At 63.9% G+C, this 16506-nt stretch carries 17 protein-coding genes; 8 read left to right on the top strand and 9 right to left on the bottom strand.

The window, feature by feature from the left end; genetic code table 11:
• Positions 1–21: 21 nt before the first annotated feature.
• Together Q0C23_RS04295 and Q0C23_RS04300 are read left to right on the top strand one after the other, a co-directional pair.
• A complete protein-coding gene (locus tag Q0C23_RS04295; protein WP_291511184.1) occupies positions 22–588 on the top strand; it encodes a 5-formyltetrahydrofolate cyclo-ligase in 567 nt (188 codons plus the stop codon).
• 8 nt (positions 589–596) lie between these two features.
• Positions 597–1412, top strand: coding sequence for a TIGR00282 family metallophosphoesterase (locus tag Q0C23_RS04300; protein ID WP_291511147.1), 816 nt, complete (start codon positions 597–599; stop codon positions 1410–1412).
• On the opposite strand, the gene Q0C23_RS04305 is transcribed toward Q0C23_RS04300, so the two are convergent.
• The 3 genes from Q0C23_RS04305 to Q0C23_RS04315 are packed head-to-tail and all read right to left on the bottom strand — an operon-like array spanning position 1379 to position 4418.
• Positions 1379–3211 (bottom strand): M61 family peptidase, encoded by a 1833-nt coding sequence (locus Q0C23_RS04305; RefSeq protein ID WP_291511148.1) that lies wholly within the window; start codon positions 3209–3211, stop codon positions 1379–1381. The two genes, Q0C23_RS04300 and Q0C23_RS04305, sit on opposite strands and share 34 nt — an antisense overlap.
• A complete protein-coding gene (locus tag Q0C23_RS04310; RefSeq protein ID WP_291511149.1) occupies positions 3202–3765 on the bottom strand; it encodes an isochorismatase family protein in 564 nt (187 codons plus the stop codon). Before Q0C23_RS04310 ends, Q0C23_RS04305 begins: the two co-directional genes overlap by 10 nt.
• Positions 3765–4418 carry a protein-L-isoaspartate O-methyltransferase gene (locus Q0C23_RS04315; protein ID WP_291511150.1) on the bottom strand — a complete coding sequence of 218 codons (654 nt, stop codon included), beginning with the start codon at positions 4416–4418 and terminating at the stop codon, positions 3765–3767. Before Q0C23_RS04315 ends, Q0C23_RS04310 begins: the two co-directional genes overlap by 1 nt.
• A gap of 74 nt (positions 4419–4492) precedes the next feature.
• Here Q0C23_RS04315 and Q0C23_RS04320 point away from each other — a divergent pair, with 74 nt between their 5' ends.
• Complete coding sequence (locus tag Q0C23_RS04320) at positions 4493–5434, top strand: MlaD family protein (RefSeq protein ID WP_291511151.1); 942 nt, start codon at positions 4493–4495, stop codon at positions 5432–5434.
• On the top strand, positions 5434–6087 hold the full coding sequence (locus Q0C23_RS04325) for an ABC-type transport auxiliary lipoprotein family protein (RefSeq protein WP_291511152.1): 654 nt from the start codon (positions 5434–5436) through the stop codon (positions 6085–6087). The genes Q0C23_RS04320 and Q0C23_RS04325 overlap by 1 nt, the downstream gene beginning before the upstream one ends.
• Positions 6088–6126: 39 nt before the next feature.
• On the opposite strand, the gene Q0C23_RS04330 is transcribed toward Q0C23_RS04325, so the two are convergent.
• The 3 genes from Q0C23_RS04330 to Q0C23_RS04340 form a co-directional block, all read right to left on the bottom strand.
• The gene (locus tag Q0C23_RS04330) at positions 6127–6591 is read right to left on the bottom strand and encodes a universal stress protein (RefSeq protein WP_291511153.1); all 465 of its coding nucleotides are present in this window, start codon (positions 6589–6591) and stop codon (positions 6127–6129) included.
• Between the two features lies 1 nt (position 6592).
• Entirely contained in the window at positions 6593–8311 is a 1719-nt protein-coding gene (locus Q0C23_RS04335) for a proline--tRNA ligase (protein WP_291511154.1), read from the bottom strand.
• Positions 8312–8404: 93 nt separating this feature from the next.
• Positions 8405–8776 (bottom strand): YrhK family protein, encoded by a 372-nt coding sequence (locus tag Q0C23_RS04340; RefSeq protein ID WP_291511155.1) that lies wholly within the window; start codon positions 8774–8776, stop codon positions 8405–8407.
• Between the two features lie 304 nt (positions 8777–9080).
• Here Q0C23_RS04340 and Q0C23_RS04345 point away from each other — a divergent pair, with 304 nt between their 5' ends.
• From Q0C23_RS04345 to Q0C23_RS04355, 3 genes are read left to right on the top strand one after another with little or no spacing between them, the layout of a single operon-like run.
• Positions 9081–9620 (top strand): universal stress protein, encoded by a 540-nt coding sequence (locus tag Q0C23_RS04345; RefSeq protein WP_291511156.1) that lies wholly within the window; start codon positions 9081–9083, stop codon positions 9618–9620.
• A 3-nt stretch (positions 9621–9623) separates the two neighbouring features.
• Positions 9624–10538, top strand: coding sequence for a sulfite exporter TauE/SafE family protein (locus tag Q0C23_RS04350; protein ID WP_291511157.1), 915 nt, complete (start codon positions 9624–9626; stop codon positions 10536–10538).
• Complete coding sequence (locus Q0C23_RS04355; protein WP_291511158.1) at positions 10535–11311, top strand: TIGR02186 family protein; 777 nt, start codon at positions 10535–10537, stop codon at positions 11309–11311. The genes Q0C23_RS04350 and Q0C23_RS04355 overlap by 4 nt, the downstream gene beginning before the upstream one ends.
• Positions 11312–11394: 83 nt before the next feature.
• Here Q0C23_RS04355 and Q0C23_RS04360 read toward each other — a convergent pair whose 3' ends face one another.
• The 3 genes from Q0C23_RS04360 to Q0C23_RS04370 form a co-directional block, all read right to left on the bottom strand.
• Positions 11395–12483: a cytochrome d ubiquinol oxidase subunit II gene (locus Q0C23_RS04360; RefSeq protein ID WP_291511159.1), complete on the bottom strand. Its 1089-nt coding sequence runs from the start codon at positions 12481–12483 to the stop codon at positions 11395–11397.
• A 50-nt stretch (positions 12484–12533) separates the two neighbouring features.
• Positions 12534–13976: a cytochrome ubiquinol oxidase subunit I gene (locus Q0C23_RS04365; RefSeq protein ID WP_291511160.1), complete on the bottom strand. Its 1443-nt coding sequence runs from the start codon at positions 13974–13976 to the stop codon at positions 12534–12536.
• 261 nt (positions 13977–14237) lie between these two features.
• Positions 14238–14717, bottom strand: coding sequence for a hypothetical protein (locus Q0C23_RS04370; protein WP_291511161.1), 480 nt, complete (start codon positions 14715–14717; stop codon positions 14238–14240).
• 112 nt (positions 14718–14829) lie between these two features.
• On the opposite strand from Q0C23_RS04370, the gene Q0C23_RS04375 reads away from it, so the two are divergent.
• Positions 14830–16434, top strand: coding sequence for an APC family permease (locus Q0C23_RS04375; RefSeq protein ID WP_291511162.1), 1605 nt, complete (start codon positions 14830–14832; stop codon positions 16432–16434).
• Positions 16435–16506: the final 72 nt, after the last annotated feature.

The raw sequence follows: 16506 nt of genomic DNA on the forward strand, positions 1-16506 counted from the left end.
GATTCCGCCAGCAAATCCGATCTGCGACGTCGCATGCGACGTCTGCGCATGGCACTTGGTCCGCGTGATCTCGCCAGCGCCCAGCGCGCCCTGGCCCGCTACCTCCTGAGTGACCGCAACTTCCGCAAGGCCCGCCGTATCGGTGTCTATTGGCCCGTCTCCGGTGAAATCAGTCCCCTAGGCGTCCTGGGTCACCCGCGTACCCGCCACAAGGTGTTCTACTTTCCCGTCCTGGCAGGTCCCCAAGCACGCATGCTACGCTTTGCGCCCGGGACGCCTACGGGATCCTGGACGCGCAATCGTCTGGGGATACCGGAGCCCCTGGCAAGCGCCAGAGCCCAGCGGTCCTGGCGCCACCTGGATCTGCTCATCGTGCCCTTGGTGGCATTCGATAGTAGTGGCCGGCGCCTGGGCATGGGTGGGGGATTCTACGATCGCAGTCTGGCGGCCCGTGGGCATCGACGCCACTGGCGCAAGCCGCGGCTGGTGGGGGTGGGCCACGCCTTCCAGGAACTGCCAAAGCTCCCCCATGAAGCTTGGGACGTGGCTCTGGATGCGGTCTGTACCGACAAAGGCTGGCGGAGGTAGAAGAAGCTATGACGGTCCGAATTCTGTTCGCAGGCGATGTCATGGGGGCGGCGGGTCGACGTGCCCTGCGGCTGGCCCTGCAGGAGTTTCGCGGCGCAGGCGGGGTGGATGCGGTAGTGGTCAACGGCGAGAATGCGGCCGGGGGCATGGGTATCACCGCCGCACAGTTTGCAGAGTTCCGCAGCCTGGGAGTGGACGTCGTCACCGCCGGCAACCACGTCTGGGATCAGCGGGAGATCCTACAGTTCATCGACACCGAGCCGCGTCTGCTGCGGCCCTACAACGCTCCGCCCGGCACGCCGGGGGCGGGTTGGGTGAGTGTGCCCATGGCCGGCGGCTGGCAGCTCGGGGTCTTGAATCTCATGGGACGGCTGTTCATGCACCCCAACTACGACTGTCCCTTTCGCGCCGCCGATGCAGCCCTGGCGGCGCGTCCGGCGGACTGCCGGGTGGTGGTGGTGGATCTCCACGCCGAGGCCAGCAGCGAGAAATACGCCCTTGCCTGGTATCTGGACGGACGCGTATCCATGGCAGTAGGCAGCCACACCCACGTGCCGACGGCGGACGAGCGTATTCTGCCGGGGGGCACAGCCTTTCAGGCCGACGCAGGCATGTGCGGTTGCTACGATTCGGTGATCGGAGTGGATCGGCACGCCGCCATCCGTCGTTTCGTCCACGCCCTGCCGGGACACGCAGCGCCCGTGGACGGAGTGGCTACCTTTTGCGGTCTGCTGGCGGAAGTGGATCCGGACAGCGGCCGTGCCCTACGTGTCGAGCGGGTACGTCGCGATTATCCGCCCGAGACGGGAGAATCGGCCGCCTGATCTGGATCGAGACCCAACCAGCGCGCACGACGACGGCGGGTCTCGGGGTCGACTTCCGCACGCCAATGGAGAAAGGCGCGATCCGTTGGAGGCTCTTGCGGTACCAGGGACGTTTCCCAAAGACGACCGTCGCGAAAGTAGTGGAGGGTCCTCGGCAACCCGGGAGCCATGGCATCGAGTCGGCCTTGCAGGGTTTCGGCGCTGCAGGCGCAGCGGTCCAGGGCGACGATCCGGTCACCGGGGCAGAGTCCCGCCTTTTCAGCGGCACCTCCCGTCGCTACCCAGCCCAGTTCCACGCCTTGGGCGTGGCTGTGCCATTGCGCGCCCAGCCAGCAGCGCAGAGGCGGCTCTGCCGGCTTGCCACCTTTATCGCTGGGATTGCTTGGCCGGCGCAGCCGCAACTCCAGCCCGACGCTGGCGAGTCTCTCCGACAAGGGTAGGGGTCCGCGCGCGGCCAGCCAAGCATCGACGGTGGCCGCAACGTCCGGACCTGCCCAGGCGGCGAGGCGGGGGAGGAATTCCCCTTCGGGCAACGCCGCACCCTCGCCGCCGGTTTCATGCCACAAGTGCTGCAGGAAGGCATCGAGGCTATAGTTCTCGCCTCGGTCGCGCAAGAGCAGGTCGAGGCACAGGGCCAGCAGTGCGCCCTTGTTGTAGTAGCTCACCTCGAAATTGGCGCTGTTGGGGTGTGGATGATAGAGCTTGATCCAGGCATCCTCGCTGGATTCCCAAAGATTCTGCAGGCCCTGCCCGGGGCGCATGGTCAAGGTGGTGATGTTCCGACCGAGACCTTCGAGATAGGCTTCGACGCTGAGTAGTCCGCTGCGCCGCAGGGCGAGATCGTCGTAGTAGGAGGTGATGCCCTCGAAAACCCAGAGGTCGCGGGTGAGCACCGCTTCCTCGCCCACGGATTCGCGCAGTGCCGCGGGATGAAAGGCCTGTACCCACCAGCTGTGAAAGTATTCGTGGCTGGCGAGACCCAGGAAGCGCTCCCAGCCTGCGCGATCGGCCTCGGTGAGATCGTCGCGGGCGCAGAGTAGGGCGCTGGAGCGCTCATGCTCCAGGCCACCGTAGCCGTTCTCGCTGCCCATGCAGAGAAAGTGGTATTCCGGGAAGGGGCTGCTGCCCCAGAATTCCTGCTGCCAGGTACAAAGGGTGGCAAGATCACGACCCAGGGCGGGTAGATTGGCCTGCTCGTGGCCGGCCAGGACCAAGCGGTGCGGCAGGCCGGCTGCCGCGAAGTGGACGAAGCTCAAGGCACCCATGAGTACGGGATGGTTGCAGAAGCGGCGATGATCCGCAGCCGCGAAGCTGCCCCAGGAGCAGTCCGAGCCGCCGACGCGGGGCATGGCCGTCGCGACCTGCCAGGCATCGGGGCCGGAGAGCTCCAGCCGGTGTTCACCTTGCTCGTGGCCGTGGACTCGTAGGAACAGGGCTGGGCCGTTGAAAAAGCCCAGGCGCTCGTCGAGGTAGGCAGTGCGTACCGAAAGATCCAGGGCGTAGACGGTGTAATGCACCCGCAGCGGCATTCCCCGCGGATGGAGGATCCAGCGGTGATCATCGATCTTGCGCAGACTCAGTGCGCCAGCGTCGTCCGCAGCGTGGATCTCGACGATGTGGCGGGCAAGATCCCGCCGCGTGTAGCTGCCGGGCACCCAGACCGGCATGGCCAATATCTGCTCCTGGGCGTCGGTCGCGGGGATGTGGAGATCGACGATGAAGCGATGGGTGAGAGGATCCGCGTGTACGCGGTAGACCAGTCCTGCGGGCGCTGCATCCGCGACGGCCGCTAGCGCCACTGCGGTGCCAGCTCCCGAAAGGCCGGATGGCGGGCGTCGCCCAGGCTCTCGTAGAAGATGGACTCCGCCGGTGCCACCAGCACGCCGGCCTGGCGCAGACGGGTCAGGGCCGAGTCGCGGTGGCCGGGATCGCGGCTGGCGCAGGCGTCTTCCACCACCACGGCCCGCCAGCCCTGGGTCTCCAGATCCAAGGCCGTCTGCACGACACAGACATGGGTCTCGACTCCGGCAAGCCAGATCTGGCGACGGTCGTCGTGCGCCAGCAGCCAGTGGCGCAGGTCCGCCTGGCCCAGGCAGGAAAAAGACGTCTTGGCGAAGACGGCGGCGCAGGGTGCCGTCCGCTCGGGCGGCAGCGGACCCAGACCCTCGGGATATTGCGCCGTCGCCAGGATGGGAACGCTCAGGCGCTGACACAGCGCGACGAGGGCATCCACCCGTCGCAACAGCAGGTGCCGAGTCTGGGGTGCGAGGGTGTTGAGAAGGCGGTCTTGCAGGTCCACCAGCAGCAGGACCGCCTGCTCGGCTTGGATGTGGGTGAGACGAGGACCTGGCATCAGAACTGAAAGCCGGGGCCGGGCAGGTGGTGCCGCAGTGGCGGAATCTGTGTCTCGAAGAGGCTTTCCCGCCGCAGCACGCCCCGCTCATCCTTCTGCAGACGCAACACCTCCATGACGGCGCCGCTGCCGATGATGGCGATCAGACGCCCGCCCGGACCGAGCTGCTCGAGGAAGATTTCCGGCAGGCGGGGGAGGGATCCGGTGATGCAGATGGCATCGTAGGGGGCGTGAGCGGCCCAGCCCATGGAACCGTCTCCCTGGTGCAGGTGCACGCCTTGGATACCCTCGCTGTGCAGGCGGCCCTCCACCGGGCGGAGGAGATCGGCGCGGTCCTCGACGGTGTGTACCACGCCGGCCAGTCGTGCCAGCAGGGCAGCAAAGTAGCCGCTGCCGGTACCGATCTCGAGTACCCGGTCGCTGCCGTTCAGATCCAGCTCCTGGAGGACACGCGCCTCCATCTTGGGTGTCCACATGACTTCACCCTGCCCCAGGGGAATACAGAAGTCGGCAAAGGCCAAATGCCGCAGAGCGGTCGGCACAAAGATCTCACGCCGCGTGGTCGCCACCGCCTGCAATACCTTGGGATCGAGGACGTCCCAGGTACGGATTTGGGTGTCGATCATGGTCTGACGTAGGGTATCGTAAGACATAGGTGTGGAACATCCTAAAATTTTGCTACATTTAGTCATGGCCGCTGGGTCAAGTCAACGTACCGAGGTTCCTATTGGAAAGCCGTGCCCACGCTCTGGTCGCGCTCGTCTTTTTGGCTGTGCTCGCCGCCGGGCTCGTCGCCGCGGGCCTGTGGATGCACCACAGCGCGCCCGAAGGCAAGGTCTACGATGTCCTGTCCCCCTATAGCGTAAGCGGTTTGCAGTCCCAGGCTGCAGTACGTTTCAAGGGGGTGAAGGTCGGCGAAGTGCAGTCCATCGGCTTCGACCCCAAGAATCCTCGCCTGGTGCAGGTACGCATTCGGGTCGCCCGCGACACCCCCATCACCCGCGCTACCTTTGCAGAATTGCAGCCACAAGGGGTGACGGGGCTGAGCTATCTCTCCCTGAGCGACAGCGGTACCGATTTTGCCCCCATTGCCCATCCACCAGGGGAGCCGCCAGTCATCCCCATGCATCCAAGCTTCATCGAGGCCCTGTCCCGAAATGGGGAGTCTCTGGTCAATCAGGGAAATACCCTGGCTCAGCGGCTCAATGCCGTACTTGACGACAGCAATCGGCGACACTTTGCCCAGACCATCACGCACCTGGATGAGGCGACGGCGGAGCTGGTGACCCTGGAACGCTCGCTCCAGCCGGCGCTGGCAGAGCTGCCAGCCACCATCGCTGCGACCCGCTCCACCATGGAAGCGAGCCACACCCTGCTGCGACACCTCAACGATCTGGCGGTGTCGGCGCGGGCGCCGCTGGCCAGCGTCACCGCAGCAGCACGCTCGGTGCAGGACCTCTCGGCCGCAGGTCTCGACAGCATACAGACCCTGAACTATCAGACCCTGCCGGAGTTGAACCGACTCAGCAGCCAGCTGGCGCAGAGCAGTCAACGGCTTGGAAGGCTTTCGGAAAATCTCGAAGACGCGCCGCAGAGTCTCGTCTTTGGCCGCACGCCACCGCCTCCGGGTCCGGGGCAGCCCGGCTTCGCATCCTCTGGGAGGCCCTGATGCATCCTATCCTGAACGGGGGCCGGGGGCGTCTGCTGACGATGACGCTCTTGAGCCTCGCCCTGTCGGCCTGTGCTGGCGGTCCGGCCGTCTATGAGCAGGCCTACTCCGTCCTGCCGGCGGCTGCGTCTGCGCCCATGAGCCGGCCCTCGACCCAGGTCCTGCCAGTGCTGCAGGTGGCCGAGGTAGAGGCGCCCGCCTGGCTCGACAGCAGCCGCTATCTGTACCGTCTGGATTACCGCGACCCCGAAGCGCTGCGTTATTACGGCCAGGCACGCTGGGCCGCGGCACCGGCGCAGATGCTGCGCGCCGCGGCGGTGACGACCCTGGAGCAGAGCGGTGACTGGCAGGCGGTGCTGACCCGCGGTGACGCCCAGAAGCGTTTTCGCCTGGAACTACGCCTGCAGAACTTCGTGCTGAATTTCTCGGGTCCCGAGCGCGGCGAGGCGGAGCTGGCCTACACGGCTACCCTGGTGGACGCGCGCAGCTACGCGGTGGTGGCGCAGCGGGAATTCCTGCAGCGGGTGCCACTGAAGCAGATTGGCCCACAGGGTGGAGCAGCGGCCATGACACAGGCTACCGCCACGAGCATGGCGGAACTGCGCTCCTGGGCAGCGGCAGCTGCGCGGCAGTCCATGGAGCAAGGGGGTTGAGACGCGCTCTGGCGGTCCCGTGCCGCCGGTGCGAAGGTGCTAGGCCCGGGCCTCTGGTTTGACCACCAGCACCGGACAGTGGGCGTGGTGTACGACATCCGTCGCCACGGAACCGAGCAGCAGGCGTCCCAGCATCCCCTGGCCGTGACTTGCGACGACGATCAGGTCGACGGCGCTGCCCTGCGCCTCCTGCACCAGAGCGTGGCCGATACCTTGGGCACTGTCGATGAGCAGCGTGTCCGTGTCCTTGATCTGCGGGTCGCAGTGGGATTTGAGTTTGGCCATCTCCAGCTCCGCCAGTTTGTGCAGCCGCGTCATCAGATCGAGATCCGGTGGCAGGATCTCCTCCGGCAGCTGCAGGTTCATGGCCTGCGGACTGAAGACGTGGGCAATGGTGAGCCGGGCGCCGTGCAGGACCGCCTCGCGACATGCCCACTGCAGCACCAGCTCTGCTGCTGGCGAGAAATCCACGGCGGCGAGGATATGTCGGATCGCCGTGCTCATCTCAGGATGCTCCCTGCAGCCGCTGCCACAGCTCCTCGGGAGCGAGCAGCTGGTGGTCCGTGTCGCGTCGGGCCCGATACTCCAGCATGCCTTGCGCCAGCAGCTTTTCGCTCACCACTACCCGATGCGGCAGACCGATGAGGTCCAGCGTAGCAAACTGCACTCCGGGTCGTTCGTCGCGATCGTCCAGCAGCGTCGAGATCCCGGCCGCTTCGAGCCGATCGTGCAGTTCCACGGCGGCGGCCAGCACCGCCGGTGATTTGCGGGCATTGATCGCGACGATCCCAACCTGGAAAGGGGCGAGTGCCTCAGGCCAGACGATACCGCGCTCGTCGTGGGATTGCTCCACCGTCGCCGCAACGATGCGCGATACCCCAATGCCATAGCAGCCCATGAGTACCGTCTGCTCCCGACCGCCCTCGTCCAACACCCGCACCCCGAGTTTTTCGCTGTAGCGGGTACCCAGCTGAAAGACGTGCCCCACCTCGATCCCACGGCAGATCTCCAGGTGCCCGCTGGCGCAGCGCGGGCAGGGATCGCCCGCCTGGACGGCGCGCAGGTCTGCCCAGCGCTCCGGCCAGGGCAGGTCCCGCCCCCAGTGTAGGTGCAGCCAGTGCATGTCGCGCCGGTTGGCGCCACTGCTGAAGTCCTGCACGGCGCGTAGACGCAGGTCCGCCAGCACCGGCAGGTCCGGCGGCAAATCCCGGGGGCCGATGAAGCCTACCGGCGCACCGGTGTGTTCCTCCGCTTCTTCGGTCGTGGCCAGGCGCAGATGGGTGCAGCCCAGATGCCGCTGCGTCTTGACGAGATTGAGCTCGTCATCACCGCGCAGGAGGAGGAGCAGGGGGCGCTCGTCGGCCAGGACCAGAATGGTCTTGACGATGCGAGAGGGCTCGATGCCCAGGTGTTCGGCCTGGGCGGCGACCGTGCGGATGCCGGGGGTGTCGACGAGGACAGGGGTTGGAGCGTCGGCAGCGGGGCTGCCGGATGCGGCTTCCTTTTGGGCACTTTCGGCCAGCTCGACATTGGCGGCGTAGTCGCAGTGACGGCAGAAGGCAATGGTGTCCTCACCGGAGTCGGCGAGGACGTGGAATTCGTGGGAGCGCTTGCCGCCGATGGCACCGCTGTCCGCTTCCACAGCCCGGTAGTCCAGTCCAAGCCGCTGAAAGACCCGACCGTAGGCCTCGTACATGGCGCGGTAGCCTTCCTCCAGGGAGGCCTGATCCATGTGGAAGGAATAAGCATCCTTCATGATGAATTCGCGGGCCCGCATGAGGCCAAAGCGGGGGCGAATCTCGTCGCGGAACTTGGTCTGGATCTGATAGAGATTGACGGGCAACTGCCGGTAGGAGCGGATCTCCCGCCGGGCCAGATCGCTGATGACCTCTTCGTGGGTAGGTCCGAGGCAGAAGTCGCGCTGATGCCGGTCCTTGAGGCGCAGCAACTCCGGTCCGTAGAGGTCCCAGCGCCCCGACTCCTGCCAAAGCTCCGCCGGCTGAACGACGGTCATGAGGATTTCCTGGGCGCCGCTGCGATCCATTTCCTCGCGCACGACCTGCTCGACCCGACGCAGCACACGTAGGCCCAGAGGCAGCCAAGTGTAGAGGCCGGAAGCTAGGCGCCGGATGAAACCGCCGCGCAGCAGGAGCTGGTGGCTGACGAGCTCGGCCTCAGCCGGTGTTTCCTTGAGCAGGGGAAGAAAGCTTTGACTGGCGCGCATGGCACTTCCTGAAACGAAAACGATGGGCCAGTGTAAGGAAAGGACTGGCCCTAAGGAAGAGTGGCTGCGCCCACTGCCCTCGGCAAAGCGGCTTCAGTCGTCGACGGTAAGGAGCTCTGCCTCGGCGCCACGGGGAACCGTTGTGCTCTGTTGCCGAAGACTCTGGATGTGAACATTGCGCGCCAGACGAATCATTGGCCGGATCAGCAGGCCGGCACTACCGATGACAAAGAGCCAGACCCCTGAGTACTCCATGGCGGGATAGAAGAAAAAGCAGCTACCCACGAGAAAGAGTATGCCGATGAGCAGATCGTTGGCCGTGGCCGCCGTCTCATAACGGTTGCGGATGACGAGTTCATCGCCTCCCATGGTCAGGCAAAGCCCGGTACCGTCCACCTCAAGATGGCGCGGCTGCTGCTGCTTGGTCATGATGTTCACCTCTCCATAGCGGTTGTGGGTGTGCACGATTCTTCGTGGCCGATGATCCTTGGGGCTGCGAGATGGTACAAAAAGTTCCGGACTGGTGACCTGTGGGGTTCGCGCGTCCTTCCCAGGGCCGCGGTGGATGTGGCGAAAGGATGGCTGGGCTGCATCGCCTCATCGGGACCGTCGTGCCCAGGACAGGGAATGGCGGTCTGCAGCCCGGTGGTGAAGACGTTGCCGCTCAGCGGGCGCGCGGTGAATGGTCGTCCCGGGGAAGCCGCACGGCTCGACAAAGCGGCGTCACCGCCTTAGGATTTGTCAACGAATTTTTGCGGTGGGGGAGACGGTGGGCGAGCACGTAATCCTGGCGGCGGTGGATGGTTCCCAGAACGCCCTCATCGCCGCGGGAGTCGCGGCGCGTTTTGCGCAGTTGCTCGGCGGGCGACTGGGCCTCGTGACCGCACTGCAGGTGCCGAGCATTCCCCTTGGCTTTGGCAGCGGGCTTTTTTCCAGCGACCTCAAGCAGAAGCTGTTGGAGGAGGCACGCAGCGAGGCCGAAGAAAACCTGAGCGGTGTCGCCGCCCGAATACAGGAAGGCTGCGGACTGGCCTTGCCAGAGTACTTCATCGTCCAGGGCAGTCCTGAGATGGAGATCCCCAAGATCGTCGCGGCGGACGAGCGCATCATCATGGTGGTGGTGGGCCAGCACGGCTACGGCACCGAGAGCAAGCCGCGCGGTCTGCCCCACGCCCTGGGCGGGCTGGGTGCCAAGCTCAGTCTGGCCTTACGGATTCCGGTACTGCTGGTACCGGCAGATGCTGCCGAGGGGCAGATCTGCGGCGGCATCCTCGACCTGCGTCTAGGCAAAGCACCCGAAGGGAACTGAGCCGTGGAAATCTTCCTGCCCATCGCCCACATGGATATCAATATCTTCATGATCGTGGCCTTTGGCCTGCTTGTGGGTTTCCTGTCCGGACTCACCGGTGTGGGCGGCGGCTTTCTCATCACGCCGCTACTCATCTTTGTGGGCGTGCCGCCCCTGATCGCCGTAGGCACGGGGGCCGCGCAGATCGTCGGTGCCTCGGCAGCAGGAAGCTATGCACACTGGCGGATGGGCAATGTGGACATGCGCATGGCCCTGATCCTCCTGCTTGGCAGCTGGACCGGTGGCTTGGCTGGCGTGCGGGTGGCGCGCTGGCTGGAGTCCTCGGGGCACTTTGGCTTGGTGGTGACCTTTCTCTATGTGGGCCTGCTGGGTTTCATCGGACTGTCCATGCTCCTCGAGTCGCTCATGGCCATGCGCGGTGCCCGACGGCCAGCCAAGGCGGCGGCGGGTGAGAAAAAGTCCTCTTGGGCTACGCGTCTGCCCTGGCAGATGGATTTTCCCGTTTCCGATCTGCGTATCTCTGTCCTGCTGCCGGTGTCGCTGGGACTCGCGGTTGGCGTGCTCACGGCGCTTATGGGCGTGGGCGGCGGCTTCGTGATGGTGCCCATCATGCTCTACGTGTTGAAGATGCCCACCAAGGTGGTCGTGGGTACCTCGCTCTTCCAGCTGCTCTTCACCACCGCCGAAGTGGGAATCCTGCAGGCCGGCATGAACCACGCCGTCGATCCCTATCTGGCGCTGGCCCTGGTGGTGGGCTCCATCTTTGGCACCCAGTTCGGTGCGCGGCTGGGGGCGCGGATGCCCGGTGAACAGTTGCGCCTGGTGCTGGCCCTGGTGGTGGTGGGGGTGGCGGTCAAGATGGGGCTGGGACTGATCATTCCGCCCGAGCACGTTTTCCAGGTCACGAGGGTCCTATGATCCGACTTGCCCGGCTCGCGTTGTCCCTTCTCGGGGCCGTCGCAATGGGTACCGCGTCGGCCGCTGCCGGGGATATCGGTGGGCAGACGCCGTCGCTCGTGGTAGGTACCGGCATCGATCGGGTGGCGGTCACCAGTCGCTTCACCGGTCGGGAGCTGTTGGTTTTCGGTGCGCTTTCTCATCCGGGCTCTGTGGTGGTGGTGCTGCGCTCGCCACCCAGCGCTCTGGCCATCACCCAGAAGGTTCAGACCGGCCCCATATGGCTCACAGGGCAAAAGGTCACGGTTGAGAAACTACCCGGAGTCTATGAGATCGCCGCCTCGGCACCGCTGGATCGCCTGCTGCCGGCTGGCACCCGGCAGCAGTTGGGTCTGGATCTGCAGGATCTCATAGCCAAGGCGCAATTCGAGCCGGAGCCTCAGGATCGTCCGCGTTGGGAACGAGCGGTATTGACGGCGAAGGAGCGCTCCGGGAGCTTCGTCCTGCGGGACCATGCCGTGAAGATCACGGACGGCCGACTCTTCTCGGCGCGCCTCGATCTTCCGGCCTCGCTGCCTCTGGGACATTACACGCTGAAGACCTACCTGATCCGCGATGGCAGGGTCCTGGCCCAGAGTGACGAGAGCATCGATGTGGAGCAGGTGGGGCTCGAGCAGTGGGTGGCCGATGTCGCCGAGCGTAAGCCCTGGCTCTTCGGTATCGGTCTGACCTTGCTGCTGGCCATCCTTGGTCTGGGTCTCGGCATCCTCATGCAGCGCCGCAGCGGCAGCTGAAAAATGCGCAAGCCCTGTCCATAAAAAAGGGGGCCGAAGCCCCCCAGGACGAGCGAGTTGGATGGCTCGGTCGCGAGTCTTTCTCAGTGACTCTCGTAGCCTGCCAAGTGGGTCAGGCGATGGCGGAAGACCCAGATCTGATAGGCGTTGTACATGATCATGACGGGAACGAAGCCGGTCATGAACAGGGTCAGGATGGCCAGATCGTTGGCCGGGTTGGCGCCAGCGGCAATGGTCCAAGTCTGGGGCACGATGTAGGGGAAATTGGTCGCCCACATTCCGCCCCACATCAAGACGACAATGGCCCCGCACCAAAGCAAGGCGGGGAAGTCCCGGTGTGCGGCGTGGGCCATCATCATGCGGAAGGCCGAAAAGAGTATGGCCAACAAGAGGATCAGCCAGCCTATCCAGCCCGGTCCCGTCCACTTGGCGGCGTCGGGCATGATGGCGTAAGACCAGACCAGGGTGACCACTACCGCCACCAACGCCAAATAAGAAAAGGTCGTCGCCCAGGCGTAGGCCTTCTGGTAGATGGGGTCATCCTGCTGGAAGCGGGCGCAGAGGTAGAGGGTGCCCGCCAGGCCACCGGCGATGACGGCGGCAATCCCTGTCCAGAGACTGAACGGGCTCAGGAAGCTCAGGGCGTTGCCGGAAAAATGCGGGACCGTGTTGACGAAAGGATCGTTGGCCACCTGGATGCCCTGGGCATTGCCCTTGGACATGGGGAATCCCAGCAGGGTTGCACCGAGAGCCACGCCGGCGAAGAAGGCGGCGACCAGACTGCCCAGACCAAACATCTTGCCCCAGAAGGCCTTGCTGCCTTTGGCGTGGACGTGGAATTCAAAGGCCACAGCGCGGGAGATGATGCCCCAGAGGGCAAACATCAAGGGGATCATCAGATAATTGAAGGTAGAACCGTAGACGAGCGGGAAGGCGCCAAAGATCACGCCACCGGCGACCACCAGCCAGGTCTCGTTGGCATCCCAGGTTCCGGCCATGGAGGCCATGACGGCGGCGCGGTCGTTCTCGTTTTTGAGCATCAGGGAAAAGACCCCCGCGCCGAGATCGGCACCATCCAGAACGATGTAGATGACGAAAAAGAGGCCCAACAGGATCCACCAGAAGGTCCCGAGGGAGCTGTGTATACGTAGGATTTCGTTGATTCCATCCATGATCTTCTCCAAATGTCGCGGGACGCGCCGGTCCCGCGATGCCATGAACTCTAACGCGTCTTTTCCAGAGTGGGCTTGGCAAAGCTCGGCTGCGCCAGACCGCCGCCGCTGGCCGTTGCCTCGGGACTGCCCACCACCGGGCTGTCCACATCCGGGCCTTTCTGGATGATGCGAGAAAAGAAGTACCAGGCGCCGCCCCACACCATCAGTTCGAAGACGATATAGCCGGCAAACCAGAGACTTTCGGCACTTACGCTCATGTGGCTGACACCCTGCCAGGTGCGCATCAGGTCGTAGACCACCCAGGGTTGACGCCCGATCTCGCGAGTCCACCAGCCGGTCCACACCGCGAGGTACGGGAGAAAGCCGCTGAATACCATGAGCCGCAGAAAGTTGGGATGGCGACGCAGCCTATCGGCTGTGAACTCTCCGCGCAGTCGCAGGAGATTGCCCCATAAGGCCATGAAGAACAGGAAAAAGCCGATGGTTACCATGATCCGGAAGGCGTAGAAAGGCACCCAGACATTGGGGCGATCCTTTACGGGAAAGTGATCCATACCCGTTACCACGCCATTCCAGGTGTGGGTCTCGAGCAGGCTCAGGACGTGCGGGATCTGAATGCTGAAGAGATTCTTGCCCGCCGCGACGTCGGGGATGGCGATGAGATTCCAACTGGTATCCGGCTTGCCATTGGCAAGGTAGGTGTGGAAATGACCTTCCATGGCCGCCAGAGAAGTGGGTTGGTCTGCCGCCACTTCCCGACCCAGCTCGTCGCCGATGAAGATCTGCAAAGGAGTGATGACGATGAGCGCCAGCAGGGTGGGCTTCAGCAGGGTGGTGAAGAGATCGGCATGGCGGTTCTTGAGAATGAACCAGGCAGACACGGCCGCGAAGAAGAACAGAGCGAGCTCCAAGGTCGCAATCCACATGTGCGGGAAGCCGATGTCGAAGTTTGGATTGAAGATGGCGGTCCACCAGTTGGTCACCTGAAAGAGACCGTTCTTCAGGACCACGCCCGTGGGCGACTGCATCCAGCCGTTGGCGACCAGGATCCACATGGCCGAGAGGCTGGACGAGAGGGCGACGTTGAAGGTGGAGAAGAGGTGCATGCCTTTGCCGATCTTGCCCCAGCCGAAGATCATGAGACCGATGAAGCCCGCTTCGTACATGAAGGCGGTGATGGTCTCAAAGCCCAGGATATTGCCGAAGAAGGGTCCTACGGCCTGGGAGAAGGGACCGTAGAGGATGCCGAAGGCCATCTCCATGGTCACACCGGTGGCTACACCGGCACCGAAGTTGACGATGAAGAGCTTCTCGAAGAAGCGCTGTAAGCGGTACCACTTTTCGTTCCCCGAGCGCAGCCAGGCCCACTCCAGAAAAAAGAGGAGCCAGGACATGCCGATGGTCACCGGCGTCCAGAGGATGTGCATGGACGTGATGAAGGCAAAGTCCAGACGACTGAGCAGAATGGGGAGGGTGTTCTCAAGAATCATGTTGTTTCCCTCGTTAAAAAGCCAAGGATGTTTTGCGGTAAGCAAAAAGGATGAAAGCAGCTTTTGTTCCTGAGAGAAACGCTCGGATTATAATGCAATATTATCACATGGTTATCTGTTTATAGTGTAGCTTCTACTGCGGAGGGTGGTGCATATGCACCGATCTGGGTGGTGGATATACACCGGTGTGGTGTTTTTTTGGGGCGCGGGGCGCTCTTGCGGGCGCCGTGGCGCCGTCTCTCGCTGCTACCTGGGCTCGTTTCAGGCGGACGGTATTGCCGTTATCCGCGTATGCAGGCGGATAACCCGCAGTTTCCAGGCCTCCGGAGAGGGCGGCACAAGCCTGGCGAGGCGCTCACCCAGCAACTTCCGAAAAGCCGTCCGGGTAGCTGGTGAGGTGGCCAGACGCTCGAGCTGTGGATAGGAGAGGAGGGTGTTGGTGACGATGGCCTCCACCGAACTCTGTGACAGGATGGGTGCCGGGGTTCCTGCCGGGCCGCGGAGCTCGGCCAGCGGCTGGATCTCCAGGGCGCGGAACTGACCGCCGATGCGGACGGTGGCGCCGTAGCTGCCAAGGGCGATGGTGCGTATCTGCTGGGTCGGTTGGGGTGGCTGGGGGGTGGGCGTGGGCGGTATCGAGCGGTGACTCAGAAACAGTAGCCCGGCCCCCAGGAGCAGTGCCAGCAGAACGCCAAGCCAGAATCCGCGGTGGGATGCTGCGCGCGTCTTTTTTCTGGCCATGGCTTCCTTCCCCTGCCGTTTGTCTCGATGCAATCGAGACTTTATCATGGGAACAGAAGGGAAGCCCAAACATTCCCGGTGATCCAGCCGCAAAGAGGATCGAGGAGGGAGCATGGCGAGTGTGGGTCAGTTGCGCCGCGAGGGCGGCAAGTTCGGGCTGCTGTATGCAAGCCTCGGTGCCATCGTCGGGTCGGGCTGGTTGTTTGGACCTCTGCACGCTGCGCAGACGGCGGGGCCTCTGAGTCTGTTTTCCTGGCTCATCGGAGCCCTTGCCATCCTGTTGCTGGCCCTGGTGTATGCCGAGTTGGGTCCTCTGATACCGCGCAGTGGTGCCATCGTCCACATCAGTCACCTGGGTAACGGCTCGCTCCTCGGTTGGATCTGGGGCTGGATCCTCTTCTTTTCCTACGTCACCATCGCGCCGGTGGAGGTGACGGCGGTGCTCACCTACGCCAACAACTATCTGCCGGGCTTCCTGGAGCCGGGCAATCAGGGGCTGCTGAGCGGCCGTGGCTTCCTGGCTGCGGTGCTGTTGTTGGGCGTTTTTGTGGCCTTCAATTTTCTGGTCATCCGCTGGGTGCTGCGCATCAACAGCGTGGCGACCTGGTGGAAGCTACTGATACCGGCAGCGACGGTCTTCGTCCTGTTGTCCTTGTCCTGGCATCCGGAAAATCTGCGCCTGGTACCGAGCCACGGCGCTCTCGAGGGCATGTTTGCGGCGGTGGCCACCAGTGGCATCATCTTCAGCTTTTTTGGTTTCCGTCAGGCCATTGACCTCGCCGGAGAGAGCAAGGATCCGGGACGCAGTCTGCCCATCGCCGTCATCGGCGCGGTGCTCATCAGTGCCCTGCTCTATGAGGCCCTGCAATTCGCCTTTCTGGTATCGGTGAATCCTGCCGACCTCAGTCACGGCGGATGGGCAGGAGTGGATTTCCCGGGGCTTACGGGGCCCTTCGCGGCCTTGGCGCTGGCCGTGGGCGCCGGCTGGTGGAGTACCGTGCTGTATATCGACGCGCTGGTGTCGCCCGCCGGAACCGGCTTCATCTATGTGACGTCCGCCGCCCGGGTGAGCATGGCCGCTGGCGAAATGGGGGTGTTTCCGCGCTTTTTTACCAGCATCAACCGCTTTGGCGTGCCTTGGCGTGCCCTGTTGCTGGTCTACTTCGTAGGTATCCTGTTTTTCTTTCCCTTTCCATCCTGGCAAAAGCTGGTGGGCTATATTTCCTCGGTGACGGTACTGTCCTACGCCTTGGGGCCCATCGTCCTGCTGCAGTTGCGCCGGGCCATGCCGCAGACGGCGCGACCCTTCCGCCTGTGGGCGGCGCCGGTGCTCGCGCCTTTGGCCTTCATCGTTTCCAACTGGATCATCTTCTGGGCGGGGCTGGAGACCCTGAGTTTCACCTTTACGGCCCTGGCTCTGCTCCTCGGGCTCTATCTGCTGCGTCGGCTGTTCATCCCGTCGGAGCAGCGCAAGCCCCTGGGATTGCGTCATATGTGGTGGGTGTTCCCGTACTTCGGCCTGCTGTGGCTGTGCAGTTATCTCGGGCCAAAGGCCTTGGGTGGCTTGGGTTACATTTCTTTCTTCACGGACATGGGCATCGTCGCCCTTCTCAGTCTGACGGTGCTGCGCGCGGCCATGGCCTTTGCCGTCCCGGATCGGGAGATCCTGCGTTATATGGCCGAGATCAATGAGGGCAAGGCCGCGGTCGGGCCCTGAGAATTCCGAACAGCGTGTTGATCGCGGCGCCCGGTTCGCGGGTGCGAGGCCTTGGGCGCTTCGGTGCTCGGC

This window comes from Acidithiobacillus sp., assembly GCF_023256195.1.
Classification (GTDB): Bacteria; Pseudomonadota; Gammaproteobacteria; order Acidithiobacillales; family Acidithiobacillaceae; genus Acidithiobacillus_A.